This is a genomic window from Rhodococcus sp. BH4 (assembly GCF_002079265.1).
GTDB classification, from domain to species: domain Bacteria; phylum Actinomycetota; class Actinomycetes; order Mycobacteriales; family Mycobacteriaceae; genus Rhodococcus_F; species Rhodococcus_F qingshengii.
This window is the reverse complement of sequence record NZ_CP014941.1, coordinates 695376-716733: the sequence shown is the minus strand read 5'-3', so window position 1 is coordinate 716733 and position 21358 is coordinate 695376. Positions and strand designations below refer to the sequence as shown.

Genomic DNA, 21358 nt, shown 5'->3' with positions numbered 1-21358 from the left:
ACCTGCAGGTTACCGCGATCGGCCCCATCGATGCCCGCCAGCGGCCGTGCCGCTTGGTTGGAACGGTCGTCACGGTGTTCAACGTGCGCATTGCCGATCAGGTTCCCGGGCTACGTCGCAGCACAGTTTCCTGTAAGCGAACATGCTCATAGTGGTTATCGTGCGTTTTTCCGACGCTTGTCCGTCGTTATTCGTCAGGCCGTGTCGGAGAGGATTCCCGCAACAGCGTCAGCGGCGCCCGATTGGTCACCGTCGATGATGCGGTGAGCGAGATGATCGAGTCGCGAAGACAGTCGAGCCGAGGATTCGGGCACGTCCGCCTGCTGGGCGATGGTCTCGTCGAGGTCAGCCAGTAAGCCGCCACCGGCCAGGTGCCTGACGCAGCGCCATGTCTCGGCGAAGTTTCTCGCGGTCCCGTCGTCGGTCAGCATCGCGACCCGAAGCGCAGCGTTGGGATTCGACGCCGCCGCCCGAGCCAGGCCGGCCATGATCGCCTCCCTGGCGGCAGTCAGTTCGTCGACGGTTCGGTCCTGTAGCCGCACTCCCGAGTCCGCAGAGCGGCCCGCGTCGGGCGTCGGAGCTTCACGAATCACTGCACCGTTACCGTGCTGGATTTCGACTCGGCCTCGGATTTCGAGGGCAACGAGCGCTTGAGCCAGCGACGCGCGACTCACGCCGAGTTCGGCAGCCAGGCTGCGTTCGGGAGGAAGCCGATCACCGGGCGAAAGACCTTGAGCCTCGATGAAATTCGAAATGTGCTCGGCCAACTGCTCGTACAGGCGCGGACGCTTCAATCGTCCGGGCAGGCCCGAGCGCGAGCCGGGCGATGACGTCGAATTCATGCCTCGGAGTGTACTTGACAAATGGAGCAGTGGCAGAGAGGCTAGGCCAATTCCAAGTGATGCAGACCACAAGCTGGTCGCGAACGGATTGAGAGTTCGATGGCAAATGTCATAGCCCTGTCAGTACTTGTCCTGGTGTTCGTCATATCCACCGTGAGGTCGGTGAACATGGGTGCGCTTGCCCTGGTGGCTGCCTTCGTCGTCGGAACACTGGTCTTCACCGTCGATACCAGCGAGATCCTCGACGGCTTCCCGGCCAGCCTCTTCGTCATCCTGGTCGGCGTCACCTACCTGTTCGCGCTGGCCAGAAACAACGGCACGGTCGACTGGATCATTCACGCGGCAGTCCGCGCGGTCAGAGGACGAGTGGCCCTCGTGCCGTGGGCGATGTTCGCGGTGTGCGCGGCCGTGACCGCCATGGGCGCGGTCAGTCCCGCTGCCGTCGCCATCATCGCGCCGGTGGCAATGGGCTTCGCCACCCGCTACCGGATCCACCCCATGCTGATGGGCTTCATGGTCGTCCAGGGCGCAACGGCGGGCAGCTTCTCCCCTATCGGAATCTTCGGCGTGATCACCAACGACGTCATGCGCCAGAACGGCCTCCCGTCGAGCCCGGCCTTGCTGTTCGTCTCGACCTTCGCGGCCGCGGCCGTTGTTGCTGCCATCGCGTACGTCTCGTTCGGCGGTCGCGCACTGATTGCGCGCGGCGCCTCCGAGCGCGTGCTCGTCAACGCAGTCGGCAACGCGTCTGGCGGTGGCGACACCATCACCGGTTCGGGTTCCGGTGACAGCTCGAAGGGTGGCGGCAAGTCCTCCGGTGGGACCGCTCCGCACGAGGGAGCACTCAATCTCGAGCGCCGACTCACCCTGCTCGGACTGGCGTCGCTTGCACTCGGCGCCTTGGTGTTCGACCTCGACGTCGGATTCACCGCACTGACCGTCGCGGTACTTCTCACCCTGATCTTCCCTGCCTCCGCCCGCGGCGCCGTCGACAAGATCAGCTGGGGCACCGTGCTCCTCATCGGCGGAATCGTCACGTACGTCGCTCTTCTGCAGAACCAGAACACCGTCCAGTGGCTCGGGGATTCTGTTGCACACGTGGGGATTCCACTTCTCGCAGCCTTCTTGATCTGCCTGATCGGCGCGATCGTGTCGGCGTTTGCATCCACCACGGGAATCCTCGGCGCACTCATCCCTTTGGCAATTCCATTCCTCATGACCGGTCAGGTCAATGCAACCGGTCTGGTCATCGCGCTGGCAATCTCCTCGTCTCTGGTCGATTGCAGTCCGTTCTCGACCAACGGCGCGCTGGTGGTCGCGAACGCCGCTCCGGAAGAACGCGACGTGGTGTTCGGGCTGACGATGCGGTGGGGCATGACCATCATGGTGGTGACGCCGATTCTCGCCTGGCTGCTGTTCGTTGTTCCCTGGTCCGTCTGAATCTTCGCTCAAAGAAAGGGAACTCGCGATGAACAGCGAATCCACACTTCTGCGCTCCCTCGACCCCCGCATCTTCGACGATCACGGAGCGGCGGTCAGTTTCGGCGAAGGCGCAACCCTCTCTCGCGCCGACTTGTTTGCCGCCGCCACCGCGGTCGCCGATCAAATCCATGGTGCACAGCGAGTGGCAGTACAAGCCGCCGCCGGCCTCGAGACAGTGGTCGCCGTCGCCGGCGCACTGATCGCCGGTGTTGCCGTGGTCCCGATCCCGCCCGACTCCGGCCCGCTCGAACGTCAGCACATCATCGCCGATTCCAAGGCCGAACTGATACTCGGAGAAGGGCCGACGGATTCGAGTATCCCGTTGATTCCCATCGATATTCACGCGCGATCCGCGACGTCCTATCCCGAACCGAGTGCGGCAGCTACTGCACTGATCATGTACACCTCGGGAACCACCGGAGCTCCGAAAGGCGTTGTCCTCTCGCGAGCATCGATCGCAGCGGATCTCGACGCGCTCGCTCATGTGTGGAATTGGACGCCAGAGGACACACTCGTCCACGGACTGCCCCTCTTCCACGTCCACGGGTTGATTCTCGGCGTGTTGGGCGCCTTGCGCGTGGGTTCGCCGCTGATTCATACCGTCAGACCAACTCCGGATTCGTATGCCGCAGCGGGTGGCTCGTTGTACTTCGGTGTTCCGACCGTCTGGTCACGCGTGTGCGGTGATCCCTCGGCGGCAGCAGCATTGCGATCCGCGCGCTTGCTCGTGTCCGGAAGTGCACCACTTCCGGTTCCATTGTTCGAGCGGATGAAATCGCTGACCGGGTTGGCTCCCGTCGAGCGCTACGGAATGAGTGAAACCCTCATCACCGTCAGCACGACGCACGACGGCGAACGTCGCCCGGGTTGGGTCGGGCACGCCGTTCCGGGAGTCAGGACGAGGTTGCGCGGCGAGAACGGCGAACTGTCGGCGCACGACGGAGAGCAGCTTGGGCAACTGGAAGTTGCGGGCGCCGTCCTCTTCGACGAGTACCTCGGGAACCCCTCGAAGACAGCGGAATCCATGACCGAAGACGGCTGGTTCCGCACCGGCGACATCGCGGTGATCGACGACAGCGGATTCCACCGCATCGTAGGTCGCGAGTCGGTCGACATGATCAAGTCCGGTGGATACCGCATCGGTGCAGGCGAGGTGGAACAGGCACTTCTGGCATACCCCGGCGTTCGCGAGGCCGCCGTCGTCGGTATGCCGGACGACGATCTCGGCCAGCGCATAGTCGCCTTCATCGTCGGCGACGTAGCCGACTGCGCTGTGGTTTCGGACTTCGTCGCCGAATCACTGTCGATCCACAAGCGCCCACGCCAGGTTTGTCTGGTGGACAGCTTGCCGCGCAACGCTATGGGCAAGGTCCAGAAGAAGCTGCTGACGCCCTGAAGGTGTGCTTGTTTCACTCGAAGCGTGCTCGCTCACTGCCTGGTGACCACGACGACGGCATCAGCCATCCGATCATGGAAGCCGCGGACGTCCGGTGCGCTACTGATCGAAACGATGATCGCGATCGAAATAGCGACTGTTACCAGAGAACCGAGAATGCTCGCGACACTGCCCAACGACATCGAATTCAGCATGCCGACGAGCTCGTCATCACTACCGAGCATGGCCAACGCCGAAACAGCCGATCCGAGGTACATGGGGATCACGAATGCATTCCGTTTGAAGGACTGCGCCAGGGCCGGACGCGCACCTCCTACCGAGCGAACGCCTATTCCGAGGGCGAGTTTGCCCAGGGTTACCCCGAATGCCGACTCTCCCCATACGAAGTACACGATCGAACCGATCCCGATCAGCAGGCCAATCAGACCCGAACTTGTCCGGTAGGAATCGAAGTCGAATCCGTTTCCGAGCGTCGCGGTGGAGATCATTCCGCCGACGACCGACACAACTGCGAGAATGGCAAAATCGATGAACCGCGCGGCAACTCGTATCCCGGCTCCGGCCGGCCGAAACCCACCAGGCCGGAGTGGAACGCCGGTCGGCCCATACCCCGGGTCCGGTGGCGGCACGGCAAATTGCGGCACGGCCGATCGCGGTGCGAACGGTTGCACAATTTCGCCGCTGGAGCTGGACTCCGGTCCGCTCGAAATGAACGTCTCGGTCGCAGGTTCGGGTTCGGGTCCGAGTAGACCGAATTGCCCGGCAGCCCTTCGGTCCAACGCTGCATCCACAGCAGGATCACCCAGCGCTTCGAGCCACGTCACAAGATCGTCGTACGTCGACGGATTCGCAGCGATCGCCGGCCGCAACTCCGGCGAACTCGACGCGATCTCGAACAGCACCGCCGCTGGAGTCCGCGGATCCGCAGCCTCGAGAGCACGTCTCGAAGACTGCACGGGCACGGGCACACGGCCAGGTTCAGGTTCAGGTAGACCGAATTGCCCAGCAGCCCTTCGGTCCAACGCCACATCCACAGCCGGATCACCCAGCGCTTCGAGCCACGTCACAAGATCGTCGTACGTCGACGGATTCGCAGCAATCGCCGGCCGCAACTCCGGCGAACTCGACGCAATCTCAAACAGCACCGCCGCCGGAGTCCGCGGATCCGCAGCCTCGAGAGCACGCCCCGAAGGCCGAACGGGCTGTCCGAGATTCGGTACCGCAGCTGTAACCGTGGTGGCCGACGCGAACAGTTGCACCCCCGCATACAAATTCCGAACAGCCGGTGAGACTGTGAGAACGAGAGCAACCAGAACCACCAGCATCGCCATGGCGAGATCGAATATCCATGCACTGTAATATATTTCGCCATACATGGCCGACTGCACCACGAGACGAGCGATCATCAGGACGAGCAAGCCGAGACAGACTCCGAGACCGACCTCGCGTGACGGGCGAGGGTCGAGCGAAGAATACCGAAGCGACAGTGATCTGACTCCGACAACGGCAAGAATCCCGAAGAGTATCGCGAGAACAGCGAGCACTAACGCATCTCCCCACGGCACGATGCCAAATTGCGTTGCTGCCATTGCGATCTGAGAGAATCCAACACCGAAGCTCCACACCGCGATCAACAGCATGCCGTTTCGTGCCGCTCCGAGCCAGACGTATCCGGGGTGCGTCCCGTCGCCGACGGACGCAACACCGAATGGAATGAATGTAATTGCGGCTGCGGCAATCAAGAGCGTGATGCCGTAGTAGGGACTAGCCGTGACCGTGTGGAACAGCTCGACACTTGTGCCCTCGCTGATCGAGTGGAGTAATCCGGCTGCGAGGAGAGCGATGCCGAGCGCGGCGATGGTGAGGCGCCAGGACGCAAACCGTCTGGCGAGACCGACTGCCGCAACACCCACCACGACGATCGGAACGGCCGACGACACGAAGAGAACGATCAGGCTCTCGAATGTCTGCGGCCCGTCGTAATATCGGTAGCGACTGACGGAGACCAGGATGTAGATCAGCGCGAGTAGCGCCGAGGCCACTGACGACCCCCAAGCCACAAACACAAGCGGCTTCACCAACGCCAACCATCGCGGCGCGGTTCGAGGGTCGATGCGAATTTCGGCCGCGCGCGGTTGAGCTGCGAGCAGGGCGCCGGCAAGCCCGAACCACGCTCCAGCGCCAACCCCGTTGCCGGTGAAAATACTCGAACTCTCACTGAATCGGAACATTCCACGAATGACGTCGTAGACGACAAGACCCACAACAGTGGCAATGAGGGGTCCGTTGGCCACCAGACGCAGCACACGTATCTGCCCGACATTCCAATTCGGCCCGAGCATTCCGAGTCGCGCCACGTACGGCAGTAACAGCGACGCCAGCGACAGCAGTGTCGGCAGAACCAGAAGCAGCACAAGAGCACTCGAACCGACGCGGGCTATTCCGACGGTCGCACTCCACGGTAAGAAGAGCGACACGAACAGCAGTGCCGCGGCTGTCCCGTCGCGGGTGTAGTCACCGATCCGAATATCCACGAACGCAGATCGCGTCGGTGAATAGCTCTGTGGCGGTAGATACATGCCGTGCGACTGGGGCGAACTGCTTATTGATGGTTCACCGGGTTGACGCGAGTTGTCTTCGGTCATTCGCCAAGCTCCTCAGATGTGGGAAGTGCGCCGAACGGGTCAGGTACTATCGCCGATATTTGGTGGTCCCCGACGAATCGCGATCGTTGCTGACGATCTTGGCGAAGCATTGATCGTTGGCAATCCGCTTCGAATCGCACCACCCATTGGCCGCATCCGCATCCGCAAACGTCAAGCCTGCGACGGTTATCCACCAACCCCGGAGATCGAAGGTCCGCCATTCGTCACTCCAGAGCAGACGCACCTCCGGATACATGAGACGAAGTTCGAGATGCTGTCGCAGGATCTGGGCAGCAGTCCAATGCACCTGAGCGCCATTGATATCCGCCGCATCGAGTCCGACCCGCTTGGAGGAGATCTGAGCCACCCACCTGTTCGCGAGGTCACCGATCACAAAGGGGCGATCGGCGTCGGCCTGAGCCCGGAGGGCGTCGAGACTCGCAGATTCGACGTCGCCCGTTGTCGGCTGCGCGCTACGTGTGGGTCGGATCGGCGTATTGGTGTCACTTCGCGATGCCGGCCCGGATGTCAGGCTGGTATTACTCGTCCCGTCGTCCTCGCATTCGACGAGTTGAGCACCTGACGCTCTCGAATTGGTCAGACTCGAAGACTCACCGAGAGTGTTCGGCAGCCTCCAGAAGCTACCGAGGTCGTACAGGAACTCGCGCTGGATCGAGTTCGTCGTGTTCGTCCCATCGGTTCGGGGAAGATAGATCGGCGCATCGGAGAAGTCGAACACCGCCGATGCAACGCTCTGGCCGGTGTCGGTGATCGATACACGAAGCGCGTCGGTGGAGACGATGTCTCCGCCGGGACATGATGCTTTCATTTCCATTAGAACGACGAGACCCTCTGCCTGCGTGCGGTATTCAACCGGCGTCAGGGTCGGTGTCCGGCCGCATTTCGTGACGTACTCGTTGCCTCCGTCGAATTCAGGGACAGCGGGCAGCCTGCCCGGTGCTCCTGACGGTCCGCCGGTCGGTGGGTAGTAGAGGAATCTGTCATTGGAGATCGAGGCGAGTCCGTCGTGGGCCTTCGACCAAGACCAGTGGTTGGTGTGGGAATCGAGGGACCAACTGACAGAGCCGTCGTCGAGTTCGACGGCGAGTACCCTGCCGTCGTTAGGATGGACGAGAATTCGCTCACCGTCCGAGACCGAGTAAGAGAAGTAGTCGCCGATCTTGGTCGACCACAACTGTTCCCCGGTGTCGATTCGGTAGGCCGAGAGCGTGTCCGAGTCGTTGCCCAACACGATGTCGCCGACGATCCGGCGTAGCGAGAAGTGGTCTCCGCCGATGACCGACCACAGCTCGGTGCCGTCGTTCATGTCGTAGGCACCGTGCGAGCCGATGTACGGACGAGATTTCGATGCCGAGACAAGCCACGGTGATGCCGGTGCGTCTTCGTCAACTCTAAATCTCTCGGCACCGTCACGGTCGGACACGATGCTGGAGTATCCGTCCGACGCAAATGGCATCGCACAGAGGACGCCGGCAAAACCTTGTCCTGGAAGTGCCTCGTAGCCACCCAGATTCGGATTCGAAAGCAGTGCGCCATCGACCGCGTTGAGCGCCGTAGATCCGATGCTCGAGTAATAGACGATGCCGTCGACGATCTCGAACGAATGCGAATCGCCGGATCCGACGCAGTCGGTTTCCGGTGGAGTTGTCGTTGTCCACGCCGCATCGAGGTCGGTGGGGGTTCCGCGCGAAATCACCAGCCCGGACTGGCTACCGCCGACAGTGAAGACCGCTCCGTCGGAAACCTCGACCAAGGTGGCCGTATCGGTGTCGACACTCGAACGAATCGCCCCCGAGTCGAGCGAGAAGGAAACGACTCGAGCTGTTCCACCAGGGTTCCTGACGACACAAGGTAGGGCTGCATCGATCGCGGTGGTCGCACACGACACCGTGCCGGCGACCGGCGTTTGCCATCGAATGGATCCGCTCTCGGCGTCGACTGCAACAAGTTGGGACTGCTGGCCCTGCTGTGGACCGACCGTAGTGATCAGAGTCTGTCCCACGTCGATGAATCTCGCCGTTCCATAGCTCGCACCGAGCGAATCCGGCCACAGAAATCTTCCGCCCGGCAGAACCTCGTCAACGTCCAACGACCACCCTGGCGTCGGCTGCGTCGGGTAAGTGTTGACCAGCTGGCCTGCCACCGGTCCATCGGTGTCTCCCGACCGGAGAATCGTGACAACGGTGACGGCGCCTGCGGCGAGGGCCGCGACGGCGGTAAGGGCTGCAACGGCAACAATCCATCCTCGGCCACGAGATCGAGAGGGCGGAGGATGTCCGGCAACCAGAGCCTGCGGTGGTGAAGGTGGGGGAGGTGGGGGCGGGGGCGGCAACGTCATCGGTTGTGTCTCCCTCTGTCGATCATTCGTCCGCTAGGCAAAGCACTACGACAGGACTCTCTTTGCGAACCCAATCGGCGGTGCACGAAGATGTGGACGTGCCGCGGCTGACTACCCGGTGAGTGGCGCTGCTCGAGCTGCATGAGACCGGACTGACGTATGTCTCGCTGGTCCCGTCGCCCTTGTCTGCCCCGAGCCTTCGTACGACGCAGTCACCTACCGAGGCATTGGCGATGACCGACGCCGTGTCGCTTCCGCTGTACGTCGGCGCCACCGTCCGGGATGTGGTGGTCGCATACGTCGGATAAGTCGTACTCGACGATTCAGATGTGTAGTAGAGAGAAGACGCGCTGTCGTAGTCGTCGAACGCGCGGGTGACTGCATTGGCAATGAGAAACATCCACACGATCGACAGCACCAGAAGCGCGGTGAAGATGTAGCCGATGACCAGACCGGCGATTGCAAGTCCTCGCCCCTGCTCACCGGTTCGTTTGATCTGCGCCAGCGAAATGTGGCCGAGCACAATGCCGACCGGCGCCAGCACGAGCGCCCCGACCAGGGCGGCAATTGCGAGGCCGTTTGTGGTCGGAAGTTGGTACAGAACGCCCTGCGGTTGGGCACTCCAGTACTGCTGCTCCCCACCAGGCGGGGGCGGTGGTGGCGGTGGCGGTGGTGGCGGAAGGGTCACCGAATAAGCCGTCGATAGCGCATTCCGTGAATCTAGCGACGCCTCGGAGACCTGTCTGTCGTCCGTTCGGCGGACTGATGCAGAGGTGCCGAAATGTGAAGAGTCCTAACCGGCGAGCAGGCTCAGCCGCCGTAGACCTCGGGGTCCAGGGTGCCGATGTACGGCAGATCGCGGTACCGCTCGGCGTAGTCGAGGCCGTAACCTACGACGAACTCGTTGGGGATGTCGAAGCCCACGTCGCGGACGTCGACGTCGATCTTGACCGCGTCGGGCTTGCGGAGCAATGTGACGACCTCGAGCGAAGCGGGGTTACGCGTCTTGAGGTTGCGCATCAACCACGACAGCGTGAGACCGGAATCGATGATGTCCTCGACGATCAGCACGTGGCGACCGGCGATGTCCTTGTCGAGGTCCTTGAGGATGCGGACGACGCCCGAAGACGAGGTCGAGGATCCGTAGGAGCTGACGGCCATGAATTCCATCTGCGACGGGATCGGCAGGGCGCGGGCGAAGTCGGTCATGAAGAAGACCGCTCCCTTGAGGACGCCGATCAGCAGGAGATCCCCTTCGGGGGCGCCTGCCGGGTAACGCTTGGCGATGTCCTCAGCCAGTTCCGCCGTTCGTGCACGGATCTGTTCTTCGGAGATCAGTACCGATGCGATGTCGCCCTCGTACACGCGTCAAACCCTTCGTCGGTCTTCGAATCCGAGGATCAGCCTGCCACGTCGCCGGGCCGCCACCAACCTCGCCTCCGGTGTTCCGCCCCCGATCGCGACGCCGCCTTGCCCCCGCCAGTCGATCACCAGGGCGTCGACCGCCCGTAACTGTTTGTCCGTCAATGCTTTTGCGCCACCCTGCAGCAGCCACGCTCGCAGAGCGCGTCGGCGGATTGCGGTGGGCGCTTCGGCAAGTGTGTCCACTTCCACTTCTCCGTCGACGACAACCCGTAGGAGTAGGGCCTCGGCGTACTCGTCGAGCGCCTCGCCGTCCTCACGCAACTGCGTCGCGGTTCGGGCCAACGCCTCGGCAACTCCCCCGCCGAGAATTTCTTCGAGCAGCGGCAACGCCTCGTGCCGCAGACGCACGCGAGTGAACTCGGGATTGTTGTTGTGCGGGTCCTCCCACGGCGTGATTCCCAGGTCGACGCAGGCCGCCCTGGTCACCGATCGCCGGAGGCCGAGGAGCGGCCGTCCCCAGGGAGCGTCGAATGCAGCCATACCTTGAATCGATCGCCCACCGGACCCGCGCGAGAGTCCGAGAAGCACGGTCTCGGCCTGATCGTCGAGCGTGTGTCCGAGCAGAACCGGGAGGTCAGTTCTGGCGCCGCGGAGAGCGTTGTACCGAGCCTCACGCGCAGCGGCTTCGAGACTCCCACCATCGGCTACGTCGACTGTCAGCACCGTCGCGGTCCGGCAACCCAGCGCCAGCGCCTGGTCTGCGGCCGAGCATGCGACGGCATCCGAACCATCTTGTAGGCGATGGTCCACGATCAACGCGTCGACCGAATCGGTTTCCGCCACCGCTGCTGCTGTCAGCGCCAACGAATCGGCTCCCCCGGACAGGGCGACGACCACACGGCGTCGTGGCTCGAATGCGACCGTCCACGCCCGCACGGCCTGTCGCAGCGCCAGTAGGGCAGGCGTCTCAGGCAGCAGCATCTAGCCGAGAACGCGCTTTACCCACGCGTCGGGATTGTCGATCTCGTCGAGCAACGGCAAGGTCTCGGGCCCGGTCCAGACGGTGTTGAACTGCTCCATGCCGACCTTGAGAACTACCGCGTCGACGAAGGCCTTGCCGCGTACGTACTGCGCCATCTTGGCGTCCATGCCGAGAAGCATCTTGATGATCCGCTGCACGGGGTTGGACTTGCGCTGCCGACGCTTGTCGAAGGCCGCGCGGATCGTTGCCACCGACGGCACCACGGCGGGGCCGACGGCGTCCATCACGTGGTCTGCATGCCCTTCGAGGAGGGTGCCGAGTACAAGCATCCGATCCAGCGCGTCACGCTGAGGTTCCGCCTGCGAGGCGCGCAGCAGTCCGATGATGCCGCCCGCCGTCGCACCGTCACTGGAGTCGGGTTCCTTCCGCGAGCGCAGCTCTGCAGCAAGGCGCCCGACAACGTCGGTCATCGACTCGTCCACCGTCGCACCAAGCGTTTCGACGGATTCCTTCATGTACTCCGCGAGCCACGGCGAGGACGAGAACTGAACCCGGTGAGTGACCTCGTGCAGGCAGACCCACAACCGGAAGTCACTCGGATTCAGCCGAAGGGACCGTTCGACGGAGACGATGTTCGGTGTGACCAGAAGCAGGGTGCCGTGCTCGCCGGTGAACGGGTCGTACTGCCCGAGGATCGCCGAAGACAGGTACGCCAGCATGGCGCCGGCCTGCAAGCCCGCCGGCTTTCCGACGATGAGATTGCCACTGCCGTCTGGATCCGCGCCGGTGAGATGTGCCATCGACCGCGAGGCCGCCGTGATCCACCCGGCCCGGTCCAGCACGTCAGCGGCCGGGACCGGTAGACCGTCGGCCAGCCCGGTCACTTCACGAACCGGCAGTTCTGCACGCTTGGATGCCTCGGCGAGTTCTGCGGTTGCCGTCTCGGCCGTGTAGCGAGACATCGCGGGGCCACCGCGCGCCAGTTTTATCCCGGCTTTGGCGGCAAGACTCCAGTCGACGGCACCACCGAGCGGAGCCGAGGCTTCATCATCTTGTGGAGTCTTTTCGGCCACTATTGGCACCCGCAATTCCTCAATGCTCCGGCAATCGCGTCCAGGGCAGGACGGCTCACTTCTGGCGGCCGGTCATTGGACATCAGTGCGAAGGTGAGCACTCGCCCGTTCTGATCGACCACGAACCCTGACAACGCGCTGGCCGTCGAGAGAGTTCCCGTCTTGGCCCGTACCCAACCCGCACCGGTTCGGTTTCCGGACGCGTAGCGGTCGGACAAACTTCCTGTTCCGCCGGCCACCGGAAGGTAGTCCAGCAGCGGACGCAGTTTCGGATCACCGTCACCGGCCGCAGCCGTCATGACGCGATCGAGTACCTGAGCGGGAATGAGATCGTCGACGGACAGTCCGCTGGAATCGTGCAGCGATACACCGGTGTAGTCGAACCCGGCCGCCTGCAGGGTCTTGCCGGTCGCGTCGACGGCTCCGGTGAACGAGGCTTCGATTCCGGAGGCAATCGCGACCTCACGCCCGATGGTCTCTGCGAGCACGTTGTCGGAATGTTCCATCATCTGCAGCAGCCGGTCGCTCAGCGGCGCCGACTGCACGGTGGCGATCGGCTTGGCACCGGCAGGCGCCGCGCCGAGACTCACGTTGGCGGGATCGACACCGAGCGCCTGAGCGAGCACCTTGCCCGCGTCCAACGCGGGAGTTTCCGAACGCGGCGACTCGTCTTGAGTGCCGTCGTACCGCCCACCTTCGATCATCACCGATTCGATCGGGGTGATGTAACCGGCCGCGATGTCAGCGGGGAACCACCCGGTGGCCATGTTGTCGCCCTTGAACAAGCTCGAGTCCACCACGACGCTGGTCACCGGCGTACCGGCAGCCTTGATCTGGTCGACGAGATCCGCGATGTGCGCTGCGTTGGCGTAGTAACCGCTCTGCCCCTTCGGCGTCGCCGTCAGCGTCGGGTCACCGCCGCCGACCAGAACGACCTGCCCGGGGCTCGCTCCGGGGACCACCGTCGTGGCCAGCCGGTGGTCGAGCGGCAGCTTCAGCAGTGCCGCCGATGCGGTCAGCACCTTCGTCGTGGACGCAGGTGTCATCGGCGTCGACGGGTCTGCGCTCCACAGAATGTTTCCGGTGAGCGCATCAGCGACTACTCCGGTGAACTTCCCCAGATCCGGGTTGGCCACGGCCGGGCCGATCGCCGCTGCGATTCCCGACGCGCTCGGGATCGGTGCGTCCGTCGGGACGGGCACCACCTGGGGTGACGGCGTCACGAGCGCAGGCTGCGGCGACGTAGTCACGGTCGCGCTGCCCGCGGTGTCGTTCGACGTACCGAGTTTCACGACGACAACTCCGGCGACGGCCAGTACAACCACTGCACCGACCGCCATAAGGATGCGGAAGTTACGCCGCCGACTCTCTTCCAACGAGCCGATCTTCTTCTTTCCTTGGCCCGCCAACGCCCCTCCGTCTGTGCTCTGCCTACTGGGTGGTCAGGCAACCTTATCCTTGACCCGATATCCTTCCGACGAATCATTACCGACACGACAGCGAGGAATCGGCGTGGAGTTCGACGTCACCATCGAGATCCCCAAGGGTCAGCGCAACAAGTACGAGGTCGACCACGTAACCGGTCGCGTCAAACTCGATCGCTACCTCTACACAGCTTTCGGCTACCCGGCCGACTACGGCTTCATCGAAAACACCCTGGGTGAGGACGGCGATCCGCTCGACGCCATGGTCCTGCTCCCCGAGTCGGTCTTCCCCGGCGTCATCGTCGAGGCTCGCGCAGTCGCGATGTTCAAGATGGTCGACGAGGCCGGCGGAGACGACAAGGTCCTCTGCGTTCCGGCCGGTGACCCCCGCTGGGATCACATCCAGGATCTGGGTGACATCTCACAGTTCGAGCTCGATGCGATCAAGCACTTCTTCGTCCACTACAAGGACCTCGAGCCGAACAAGCACGTCGAGGCAGCCAACTGGGTCGGCCGCGCCGAGGCAGAGGCCGAGATCGAGGCTTCGATCAAGCGTCTCGCTGCCAACGGCGGTCACTGAGCTCGAGTTCTCAGGCCTTACGAAAATCCCCGCACATCGGAAGATGTGCGGGGATTTTTGTGCTGTTTTTACTCGCCCTTGCAGTTCCTACTCACCCTTGCAGTTTCTACTCACCCTTGCAGTTTCTACTCACCGTGGAAGACCGGCGGGCGCTTCTGGAAGACGGCGGTGATGGCCTCGGTCAGATCCTGTGAAGGCAGGAACGCCGCGTTCCAGGCTGCGACGTAGCGAAGGCTGTCGTTCACGCTCGCACTGCGGGTGTGATCGAGCACGTCCTTGATCCCGTGGACGACGAGCGGCGGGTTGAGCGCAATCTCCTTGGCGGTCGCGCGCGCCGCGGCCAGCACTGCGTCGGCATCTTCGAACACGTCGTTGACGAGACCGATCTTCTCGGCGCGCGCTGCGTCGATGTCCTTGCCGGTCAGAGCCAACTCACGCAGGTGTCCGTCACCGATGATCGCGGGCAGCCGCGCGAGGCTGCCCATGTCTGCGACGATCGCGACCTTGACCTCGCGGATGCTGAACTTGGCATCGGCACTTGCGTAGCGGATGTCCGCCGCCGTGATGAGGTCGACGCCGCCGCCGATGCACCAACCCTGCACAGCCGCGACGACGGGCTTGCGGCAGTCTGCGACGGCATTGATGCCCGACTGCATGCGCTTGATCATGTCGTGGAATTTGGTGCGCGGACCTGCCTGAGCCTTGTCTGCGAGGACGGCACCGAATTCACCGCTCATCGCCGGCAGGTCCAGTCCGAACGAGAAGTGCTTGCCGGAACCGGCGATGACGATTGCACGCACCTCGGGGTCGGCGTCGAGGTCGGCGAAGATTTCGGGGAGTTCACTCCAGAAATCCGGCCCCATCGCGTTGCCCTTGCTCGGCCCGATCAGCGTCACCTGGGCGATGTTGTCTTCGCGCTCGACGGTGAACGCATTCCAGCTCTTCTGTTCAGTCATTACTCAAGAGTAACTAAAGGTCGGGCTCAGCCGAAGACCGCTGCCTTCATCCGAAGATTCCTGCCTCGTCAAGTACCAGTACGACGAGGGTGACGGCCATCAGGGCGAACATGATGAGCATCGCCATCCTGGCCGCCCGCTCACTGGTCGGTGGGAAAACGCGCTGCGCCGGATGCTCGGCCACGTACTCGGACAAGGACATGGTCCTGGCACGTGAGCGTGTCGGATTCTGTACCGCTGCTGTTGTAGCCATGTCGGTGATCCTTTCAACTACGCAATCTCAGTCAGGTACCCCAAAGGTGAAGTACCCGACTGAGTTCGACTTCTCCAATGTAGACCCGCAGATCGAAGAAGTCAGCGTGAGTTTGGTGCGAATTACCTGAGAGTCAGTCCACACAGGGAATGCCGCCATTCGCGTCGGCCCGGATGGGTGATCCCTGCGCTCCCGTATCGGGAACGGTGCCGGCGGATACCGACGAGTCCGACTGCGCCGGAGCGGCCGAGAACACGGTCTGCGCATTGTCCTCACCGATCAGTACAGACACTGATTCGGCCGCTGCCTGCTCGTTAGGCACTGCGGCCACGCCCAACTGCTCGGCCAGCGCCTCTGCGACGGCTTTGGCGCCGACTCCATAGCTGACCACCGACTTTGCCGTCGCAACTGCGGTGCTCACCTCTCCGACTTCGACTCCCGACGCTTTCGTCGCCGCTGCCAACGCGGCGCCCAACCCGTCCGTCGCGGTTCCGTTGCGGATGTCCACAACTTCGTTCCCGGTCGAGACAGCAGTGTCCATCGCAGGTGCAGATGCCGAGTCACCTCCCGCGAAGATCCGCGACACTTCACTACGCAGACGCGCCGGATCGACCATGTTGACGTCCTGGCCGTCGACGGTCTCGTATCCCTCGATGGGCAGGGTGTAGAAGTCGATGTTCCCACCTGCGAGAGCGCTTGCCTGAGAAGCGAATCGGACGGGATCCATGGCAGAATCGATCACCACGTCCTTCTTCACCACGTCGGTCAGTGCCGTCATCTTCGGAATGTTTCCGATGACGCCGGAGCCCTTCAAGTTGGCGATCACCGCGCTGATGAAAGCCTGCTGCCGGTGGGTGCGATCCAAGTCCCCGTTGTCCAGGCCGTGGCGTTGACGGACAAACGAAAGTGCCTGTGACGCATCGAGAGTCTGAACTCCGGCCGGGAAGTTGGCGCCCGAGAAGTCATCCTGCACCGGATTGTTGAGGCACACCTGAACGGGGCCGATAGCCGAGACGACGTCGTAGAAGCCCATCAGGTTCACTTCGGCAAAGTGATCGATCGGAACCTTGAGCAGATTCTGCACGGTGGTCAGTGTCGACCGTCTTCCGACTTCACGCGCTTGTTGTTCTCGTGCAGCAGGATCCGTCACACCGTCCGCTATGAGTTTGGCGTCCGCATCAGCCTTCGCCATTCCGTACGCTTCCTTGATCTTGGCCATTCCGTAGCCGGGTACCGCGACGTAGTCGTCGCGTGGGATCGCCACTGCACTGGCCTTGCCGCCATCGCCCGGAACATGGAGCAGGATAAGCGTGTTCGTGTTGTATCCACCCACATCACTGTCCCCCGCATGCAGCTTGTCGGTGACGAACTCGGCCGGCAGGTCGCTGCCGTCCATCGCTTTACGACTGTCGAGCCCGATCAACAAGATGTTGGTATCCCCGTCGAGCGAACTGCCGGCGTCGTCACCGAGGGCGGAGAGCGCGTCCGATCGATACAGCCCCGACGTGAGATCCGACTGCACGTACCAGCCGATTCCGACGCCCACCAGAATCGTCGTCGACAGGGACGCCGCCGCCAGCTTGCGCCCCACCGAGAGCGTCGACCGCTGCGGTTGACGCCTACGCCTGTGCCTGGTTGCCGAGTGTCGAGGTCGCGGTTCCACGGCCGACACGCTATCCACCGTTCCTGAGTAGAACCTGTCGATACCGGACACGGCTGGTCTTTCGCTGAAAGAACGCTGAGAATGAAGTCCGAATTAGGCAAATCTGCTCTAGGCTCCGCCCTGTGGACCGCCGACGCTTCCTCAGTGCCCTCGCAGCAGCAACTCTGACCGGAACCGCCGCGGTGACCATGGGAACCGCTTGTTCGTCACGTTCGGTCGGCACGGCAATCGCCGCAGCCGACGAACCAACCGACCCCGTCCCTGTCCCGGATCTCCCGCCTGCCTTGTTGCCGCCTCCACCGCCGTCTGCCCGGGTGCCGCTGCCCGCCGGCGGATCGTTGACCGCGTTACCCGGCGGTGGGGATCTGTTTGCCCTGACGGTTGACGACGGAGCCAGCTCCGAAGTCGTGCGCCTCTACACACAGTTCGCAAAAGACACCGGCATCCGTTTGACGTACTTCGTCAACGGGCAATACAACTCGTGGACCGAAAACGCCGGACTTCTCAGACCGCTGGTCGAGAGCGGACAAATTCAGCTCGGCAATCACACCTACTCGCACCCGGATCTGACGTCCGTGTCGAAGCAGCAGATCGCAGACGAGCTGACGAAGAACGGCACGTTCCTGCGCAACACCTACGGCGTGGACGCGGCGCCGTACTTTCGGCCGCCGTACGGAAGGCACAACGCGACAGTCGATTCCGTGGCCGCGAGCGTCGGCTACACCGTGCCCACCCTCTGGTACGGATCACTGTCGGATTCTTCGTTGATCACCGAGGAGTACATCCTCCAAATGGCGAACCAGTACTTCAATCCGGGGGCCATCGTGATCGGGCACCTCAACTATCTGCCCGTGACCCACGTGTATCCGCAACTGGTGGACATCATCCGGAGCCGAAACCTGCGGACTGTCACGCTCAACGATGTTTATCTGAAGCCGTGACGCCGTGGTGACCGCAGCCGACAACGAGGTCCCGGCCGACAACACGGCTCCGTCTGTGAAACAACGCACCGAGGCCTGGCTGCTCGCGGACATCACCGAGGAACCAGCCGGACATCTGGGGCCACACCGGATGGCGCCGAAGAAGGAGAAGCGCCACCCGTGGTGGAAGGTGATGTGCCTGACGGGTGTCGATTACTTCTCCACTCTCGGTTACCAACCCGGTATCGCGGCACTGGCGGCCGGCACGTTGGCTCCCATCGCGACAGTCGTATTGATCCTGCTGACACTCTTCGGCGCTCTACCGGTCTACCGGCGAGTGGCTCGCGAGAGTCCGCACGGCGAGGGTTCGATCGCCATGCTCGAGAAGCTGCTGCCCAAGTGGCGCGGCAAGATCTTCGTTCTCGTGCTTCTCGGCTTCGCGGCCACCGATTTCCTCATCACCATGACGCTCTCGGCTGCCGATGCCACGGCGCACCTCGTCGAGAACCCTTTTGCTCCAACCTTTCTCTCCGGACACACCGTCGCCGTCACCCTGGTTCTGCTCGCGCTCCTCGCTGCGGTCTTCCTCCGCGGATTCACCGAAGCGATCGGTATCGCGGTCGGATTGGTCGCCGTCTACCTCGCCTTGAACGTGGTGGTCATCTCCGTAGGTTTGTGGCACATCGCGACCGCGCCGTCGTTGGTCACCGACTGGACGCGCGCCATGACCACCGAGCACGGAAACCCGGCGATGATGATCCTGATCGCGCTGATCGTCTTCCCGAAGTTGGCTCTCGGTCTGTCCGGCTTCGAAACCGGCGTCGCGGTCATGCCGCAGATCAAGGGCGATCCGCACGACACGGAACAGAATCCACGTGGCCGCATCAAAGGCGCACGGCGCCTGCTCACCACTGCGGCGCTGATCATGAGCGGATTCCTGCTGACGTCGAGCCTGGTCACCACCATCCTGATCCCAGAAAACGAGTTCCAACCCGGAGGCGCTGCCAACGGTCGCGCGCTTGCCTTCCTCGCGCACGACTATCTGGGTGAGATCTTCGGAACCGTCTACGATCTCAGCACGATCCTGATCCTCTGGTTTGCCGGTGCGTCGGCAATGGCAGGGTTGCTCAATCTTGTTCCGAGGTATCTCCCCCGCTACGGCATGGCGCCGTCGTGGGCCCGCGCCGTGCGTCCGCTGGTCCTCGTGTTCAGCGTCATCGCCATCACTGTCACGATCTACTTCGACGCCGGTGTCGACGCTCAGAGTTCCGCGTACGCAACCGGTGTCCTCGTGCTCATCTCGTCGGCGACCGTCGCCGTTGCACTGTCCGCTCGTAAGCACGGTCAGCGAAAACTGTTCGTGGGGTTCAGTTTTGTTGCAGTTTTGTTCGTCTACACGACGATCGCGAACATCTTCGAACGTCCAGACGGTGTGAAAGTGGCGTCGTTCTTCATCGCCGCGATCATGGTGGTGTCCTTCCTTTCCCGGATCTCGCGAGCCTTCGAACTTCGGGCAACCTCCGTCGAACTCGACGAGACTGCACTGCGATTCATCACCGAGGCGGCCGAGAAGGGCTACCTCGCGATGGTGGCGCACGACGTCGATCGTCTCGACGAGGACGAGTATCGGCAGAAGGAATCGCAGCAGCGCGCCGAAAGCAACATCCCGGAGGCGGAGTCGATCATCTTCATCGAGGTAAACGTCACGGACTCCTCCGAATTCAGCACCGACCTCCTCGTCCACGGCCGACAGCGCGGTGAGCACCGGATTCTGTGGGTCGACAGCCCGGCCGTCCCCAACACCATTGCGGCGGTTCTCCTGCGGACGAGGGATATCACCGGCGTGATTCCCGACGTCTACTTCGAGTGGACGGAGGGAAACCCGATCATGTACCTGCTCCGCTTCCTGTTCATCGGTGAAGGCGAAACAGCTCCCGTGACCCGTGAGGTCCTCCGCCGCGCCGAACCCGACCAGTCCCGCCGGCCACACGTCCACGTCGGTTGACGCGGCAAACGATGAGCAGAGGGTTGGTCCAAGCCATGCACCAGGGAAGATCGCACAGAAAGAAGTGCTGCGTGCCTATATTCAGGCGAAACTCGCGGATATCACATCTTGCGTGCGAGGCTCGCCCTGAAACCCATTGCGATGGTGCGGATCTATAGGACGATCGGCCCCCGCTGCACCCACACGTCGAAGCGACTGGCTATCGCAGGTTCGATTCGTCTGTCACCAAGCGATAAAGAACGTATCCAGAAAACACTGTTATGGAGACGACGCAGAGTACGAGCATGATGTCGAAGAAGATAGTCATGTTTCCCCTCATGGGTTCGACCAGAATCGATTCGTTTATCCCCGCGAAAGTTTCTCCGTGAAAATGTCCTGTTCCGCAGCTCCAATCCTGTGAAGGCGATAGCGCCTCACCACCCGAGGCACGGCTCAGCACTACTCAGGGTGAGGGCTTGGCAGTGTCATGCGCTGCGCAAAGGGTCAATTACGATTCCTGATCCGCTGACACGAGGTCGCGGAAGTAGTCGGAGAGACGGTGAGTGCCAGTCCGCTCGCCCACCGACTCACGTTGGAGCCCTTCGATGAAGAATCGAGCCAGCGACGACGGGCGCGGCCCCAGGCGATCCGCGGTCCAGATGACAGGCCGGACGAATCCGGCAGGGACCGAGACCATTCGGGGCCGCTTGTCCACCGCGGCGAACGCCAAGTCCACGATGTCGCGATACCTGTAGATGTCCTGGCCACCGACATTCCACTCACCGGACCCGTCCCCGAGTCGGTCGACACAGAAGGCTGCGAGGTCGGCGCCGTGGATCGGGTTCAGTCGCGCAGTTCCGGCACCGAGGCCGAACGCAAGGCCGCGACGAGCCATGTCGAGGAACTCGGAAGCGTCCGAGAAGTACCCCGAGGGATTGACGATCTGCGAAGCCGCCTCGCTCCGCCGCAGCGCCTCCACGAACGCCGCCTTCGACCGCATCACCATCGAGGTGCCCTCGTGGACATGCATGACGTTGACAAACAGAAACGACGACACCGAGTCTTGCTCCGCCAACTGCAGCAGACGCAAGTTTGCTTGAAAATCGATGTCCCAGGGGTCAGCGTGCTGCCTCGTCACACCCAACGCTGAAACCACCCGGTGCACACCGTGACACAGACCTGGAATCGTACTGCGATCGCCGATGTCTCCGATCACCCACTCGTCTACCAGGCCGCTTAGAGATGGAGCTCCGAACGCCCCCGAGCCCTCTGCCCGATCGCGTGAACGCACCAGCGCCCTCACCCGATAGCCGCGTTGATGGAGCTCACGCACCAGATACCTACCCATATACCCCGTCGCCCCGGCAACTAGTACGGTCTGCGCTTCCACGTGCTCCCCTTCCATTCATGTACTGCCTAGTCCAAGAATACAGT

Annotated in this window: 17 protein-coding genes; 5 read left to right on the top strand and 12 right to left on the bottom strand. The window is 62.7% G+C overall.

Annotation, left to right across the window (positions count from 1 at the left end):
* Positions 1-194: 194 nt before the first annotated feature.
* Complete coding sequence (locus A0W34_RS03350; protein ID WP_064688650.1) at positions 195-842, bottom strand: FadR/GntR family transcriptional regulator; 648 nt, start codon at positions 840-842, stop codon at positions 195-197.
* A 99-nt stretch (positions 843-941) separates the two neighbouring features.
* On the opposite strand from A0W34_RS03350, the gene A0W34_RS03345 reads away from it, so the two are divergent.
* Both A0W34_RS03345 and A0W34_RS03340 read left to right on the top strand, forming a co-directional pair.
* Positions 942-2282 carry an SLC13 family permease gene (locus tag A0W34_RS03345; RefSeq protein WP_042451970.1) on the top strand — a complete coding sequence of 447 codons (1341 nt, stop codon included), beginning with the start codon at positions 942-944 and terminating at the stop codon, positions 2280-2282.
* Positions 2283-2310: 28 nt separating this feature from the next.
* A complete protein-coding gene (locus tag A0W34_RS03340) occupies positions 2311-3720 on the top strand; it encodes an acyl-CoA synthetase (RefSeq protein WP_081557313.1) in 1410 nt (469 codons plus the stop codon).
* A gap of 32 nt (positions 3721-3752) precedes the next feature.
* On the opposite strand, the gene A0W34_RS03335 is transcribed toward A0W34_RS03340, so the two are convergent.
* The 7 genes from A0W34_RS03335 to dacB all read right to left on the bottom strand — a co-directional run bounded on the left by A0W34_RS03335 (position 3753) and on the right by dacB (position 13553).
* Complete coding sequence (locus A0W34_RS03335; protein ID WP_156888906.1) at positions 3753-6365, bottom strand: DUF7937 domain-containing protein; 2613 nt, start codon at positions 6363-6365, stop codon at positions 3753-3755.
* Positions 6366-6411: 46 nt separating this feature from the next.
* Entirely contained in the window at positions 6412-8724 is a 2313-nt protein-coding gene (locus tag A0W34_RS03330) for an outer membrane protein assembly factor BamB family protein (protein WP_223304573.1), read from the bottom strand.
* Between the two features lie 22 nt (positions 8725-8746).
* Entirely contained in the window at positions 8747-9412 is a 666-nt protein-coding gene (locus A0W34_RS03325) for a DUF4190 domain-containing protein (RefSeq protein WP_075832049.1), read from the bottom strand.
* 122 nt (positions 9413-9534) lie between these two features.
* Positions 9535-10089: a hypoxanthine phosphoribosyltransferase gene (gene hpt, locus A0W34_RS03320; protein ID WP_003941159.1), complete on the bottom strand. Its 555-nt coding sequence runs from the start codon at positions 10087-10089 to the stop codon at positions 9535-9537.
* A gap of 3 nt (positions 10090-10092) precedes the next feature.
* On the bottom strand, positions 10093-11070 hold the full coding sequence (gene tilS / locus A0W34_RS03315; RefSeq protein WP_075832047.1) for a tRNA lysidine(34) synthetase TilS: 978 nt from the start codon (positions 11068-11070) through the stop codon (positions 10093-10095).
* Positions 11071-12144, bottom strand: coding sequence for a zinc-dependent metalloprotease (locus A0W34_RS03310; protein WP_075832045.1), 1074 nt, complete (start codon positions 12142-12144; stop codon positions 11071-11073).
* Complete coding sequence (gene dacB, locus A0W34_RS03305) at positions 12144-13553, bottom strand: D-alanyl-D-alanine carboxypeptidase/D-alanyl-D-alanine endopeptidase (RefSeq protein ID WP_081557311.1); 1410 nt, start codon at positions 13551-13553, stop codon at positions 12144-12146. The genes A0W34_RS03310 and dacB overlap by 1 nt, the downstream gene beginning before the upstream one ends.
* A gap of 103 nt (positions 13554-13656) precedes the next feature.
* On the opposite strand from dacB, the gene A0W34_RS03300 reads away from it, so the two are divergent.
* Entirely contained in the window at positions 13657-14148 is a 492-nt protein-coding gene (locus tag A0W34_RS03300; RefSeq protein ID WP_003941181.1) for an inorganic diphosphatase, read from the top strand.
* Positions 14149-14273: 125 nt separating this feature from the next.
* On the opposite strand, the gene A0W34_RS03295 is transcribed toward A0W34_RS03300, so the two are convergent.
* From A0W34_RS03295 to A0W34_RS03285, 3 genes are all read right to left on the bottom strand, one after another.
* Positions 14274-15104, bottom strand: coding sequence for a crotonase/enoyl-CoA hydratase family protein (locus A0W34_RS03295; protein ID WP_081557310.1), 831 nt, complete (start codon positions 15102-15104; stop codon positions 14274-14276).
* Between the two features lie 46 nt (positions 15105-15150).
* Positions 15151-15357 (bottom strand): hypothetical protein, encoded by a 207-nt coding sequence (locus tag A0W34_RS32710; protein ID WP_124568973.1) that lies wholly within the window; start codon positions 15355-15357, stop codon positions 15151-15153.
* A 133-nt stretch (positions 15358-15490) separates the two neighbouring features.
* Entirely contained in the window at positions 15491-17020 is a 1530-nt protein-coding gene (locus tag A0W34_RS03285; protein WP_231915144.1) for an LCP family protein, read from the bottom strand.
* A 122-nt stretch (positions 17021-17142) separates the two neighbouring features.
* Between A0W34_RS03285 and A0W34_RS03280 the strand changes: the two genes are divergently transcribed.
* Entirely contained in the window at positions 17143-17961 is an 819-nt protein-coding gene (locus tag A0W34_RS03280; protein WP_007727026.1) for a polysaccharide deacetylase family protein, read from the top strand.
* A gap of 4 nt (positions 17962-17965) precedes the next feature.
* Entirely contained in the window at positions 17966-19945 is a 1980-nt protein-coding gene (locus A0W34_RS03275; RefSeq protein WP_081557309.1) for an amino acid permease, read from the top strand.
* Positions 19946-20432: 487 nt separating this feature from the next.
* Here the strand turns inward: A0W34_RS03275 and A0W34_RS03270 are convergent, their stop codons facing one another.
* Positions 20433-21329 (bottom strand): SDR family oxidoreductase, encoded by an 897-nt coding sequence (locus tag A0W34_RS03270; protein WP_065456185.1) that lies wholly within the window; start codon positions 21327-21329, stop codon positions 20433-20435.
* Positions 21330-21358: the final 29 nt, after the last annotated feature.

Excerpts from the sequence above, each read along its gene's own strand:
- A0W34_RS03345 (WP_042451970.1), top strand. The coding sequence starts at position 942 with ATGGCAAATGTCATAGCCCTGTCAGTACTTGTCCTGGTGTTCGTCATA.
- A0W34_RS03350 (WP_064688650.1), bottom strand. The coding sequence starts at position 842 with ATGAATTCGACGTCATCGCCCGGCTCGCGCTCGGGCCTGCCCGGACGA.
- A0W34_RS03270 (WP_065456185.1), bottom strand. The coding sequence starts at position 21,329 with ATGGAAGGGGAGCACGTGGAAGCGCAGACCGTACTAGTTGCCGGGGCG.
- A0W34_RS03340 (WP_081557313.1), top strand. The coding sequence starts at position 2,311 with ATGAACAGCGAATCCACACTTCTGCGCTCCCTCGACCCCCGCATCTTC.
- tilS (WP_075832047.1), bottom strand. The coding sequence starts at position 11,070 with ATGCTGCTGCCTGAGACGCCTGCCCTACTGGCGCTGCGACAGGCCGTG.
- A0W34_RS03330 (WP_223304573.1), bottom strand. The coding sequence starts at position 8,724 with ATGACGTTGCCGCCCCCGCCCCCACCTCCCCCACCTTCACCACCGCAG.
- A0W34_RS03295 (WP_081557310.1), bottom strand. The coding sequence starts at position 15,104 with ATGACTGAACAGAAGAGCTGGAATGCGTTCACCGTCGAGCGCGAAGAC.
- A0W34_RS32710 (WP_124568973.1), bottom strand. The coding sequence starts at position 15,357 with ATGGCTACAACAGCAGCGGTACAGAATCCGACACGCTCACGTGCCAGG.
- A0W34_RS03335 (WP_156888906.1), bottom strand. The coding sequence starts at position 6,365 with ATGACCGAAGACAACTCGCGTCAACCCGGTGAACCATCAATAAGCAGT.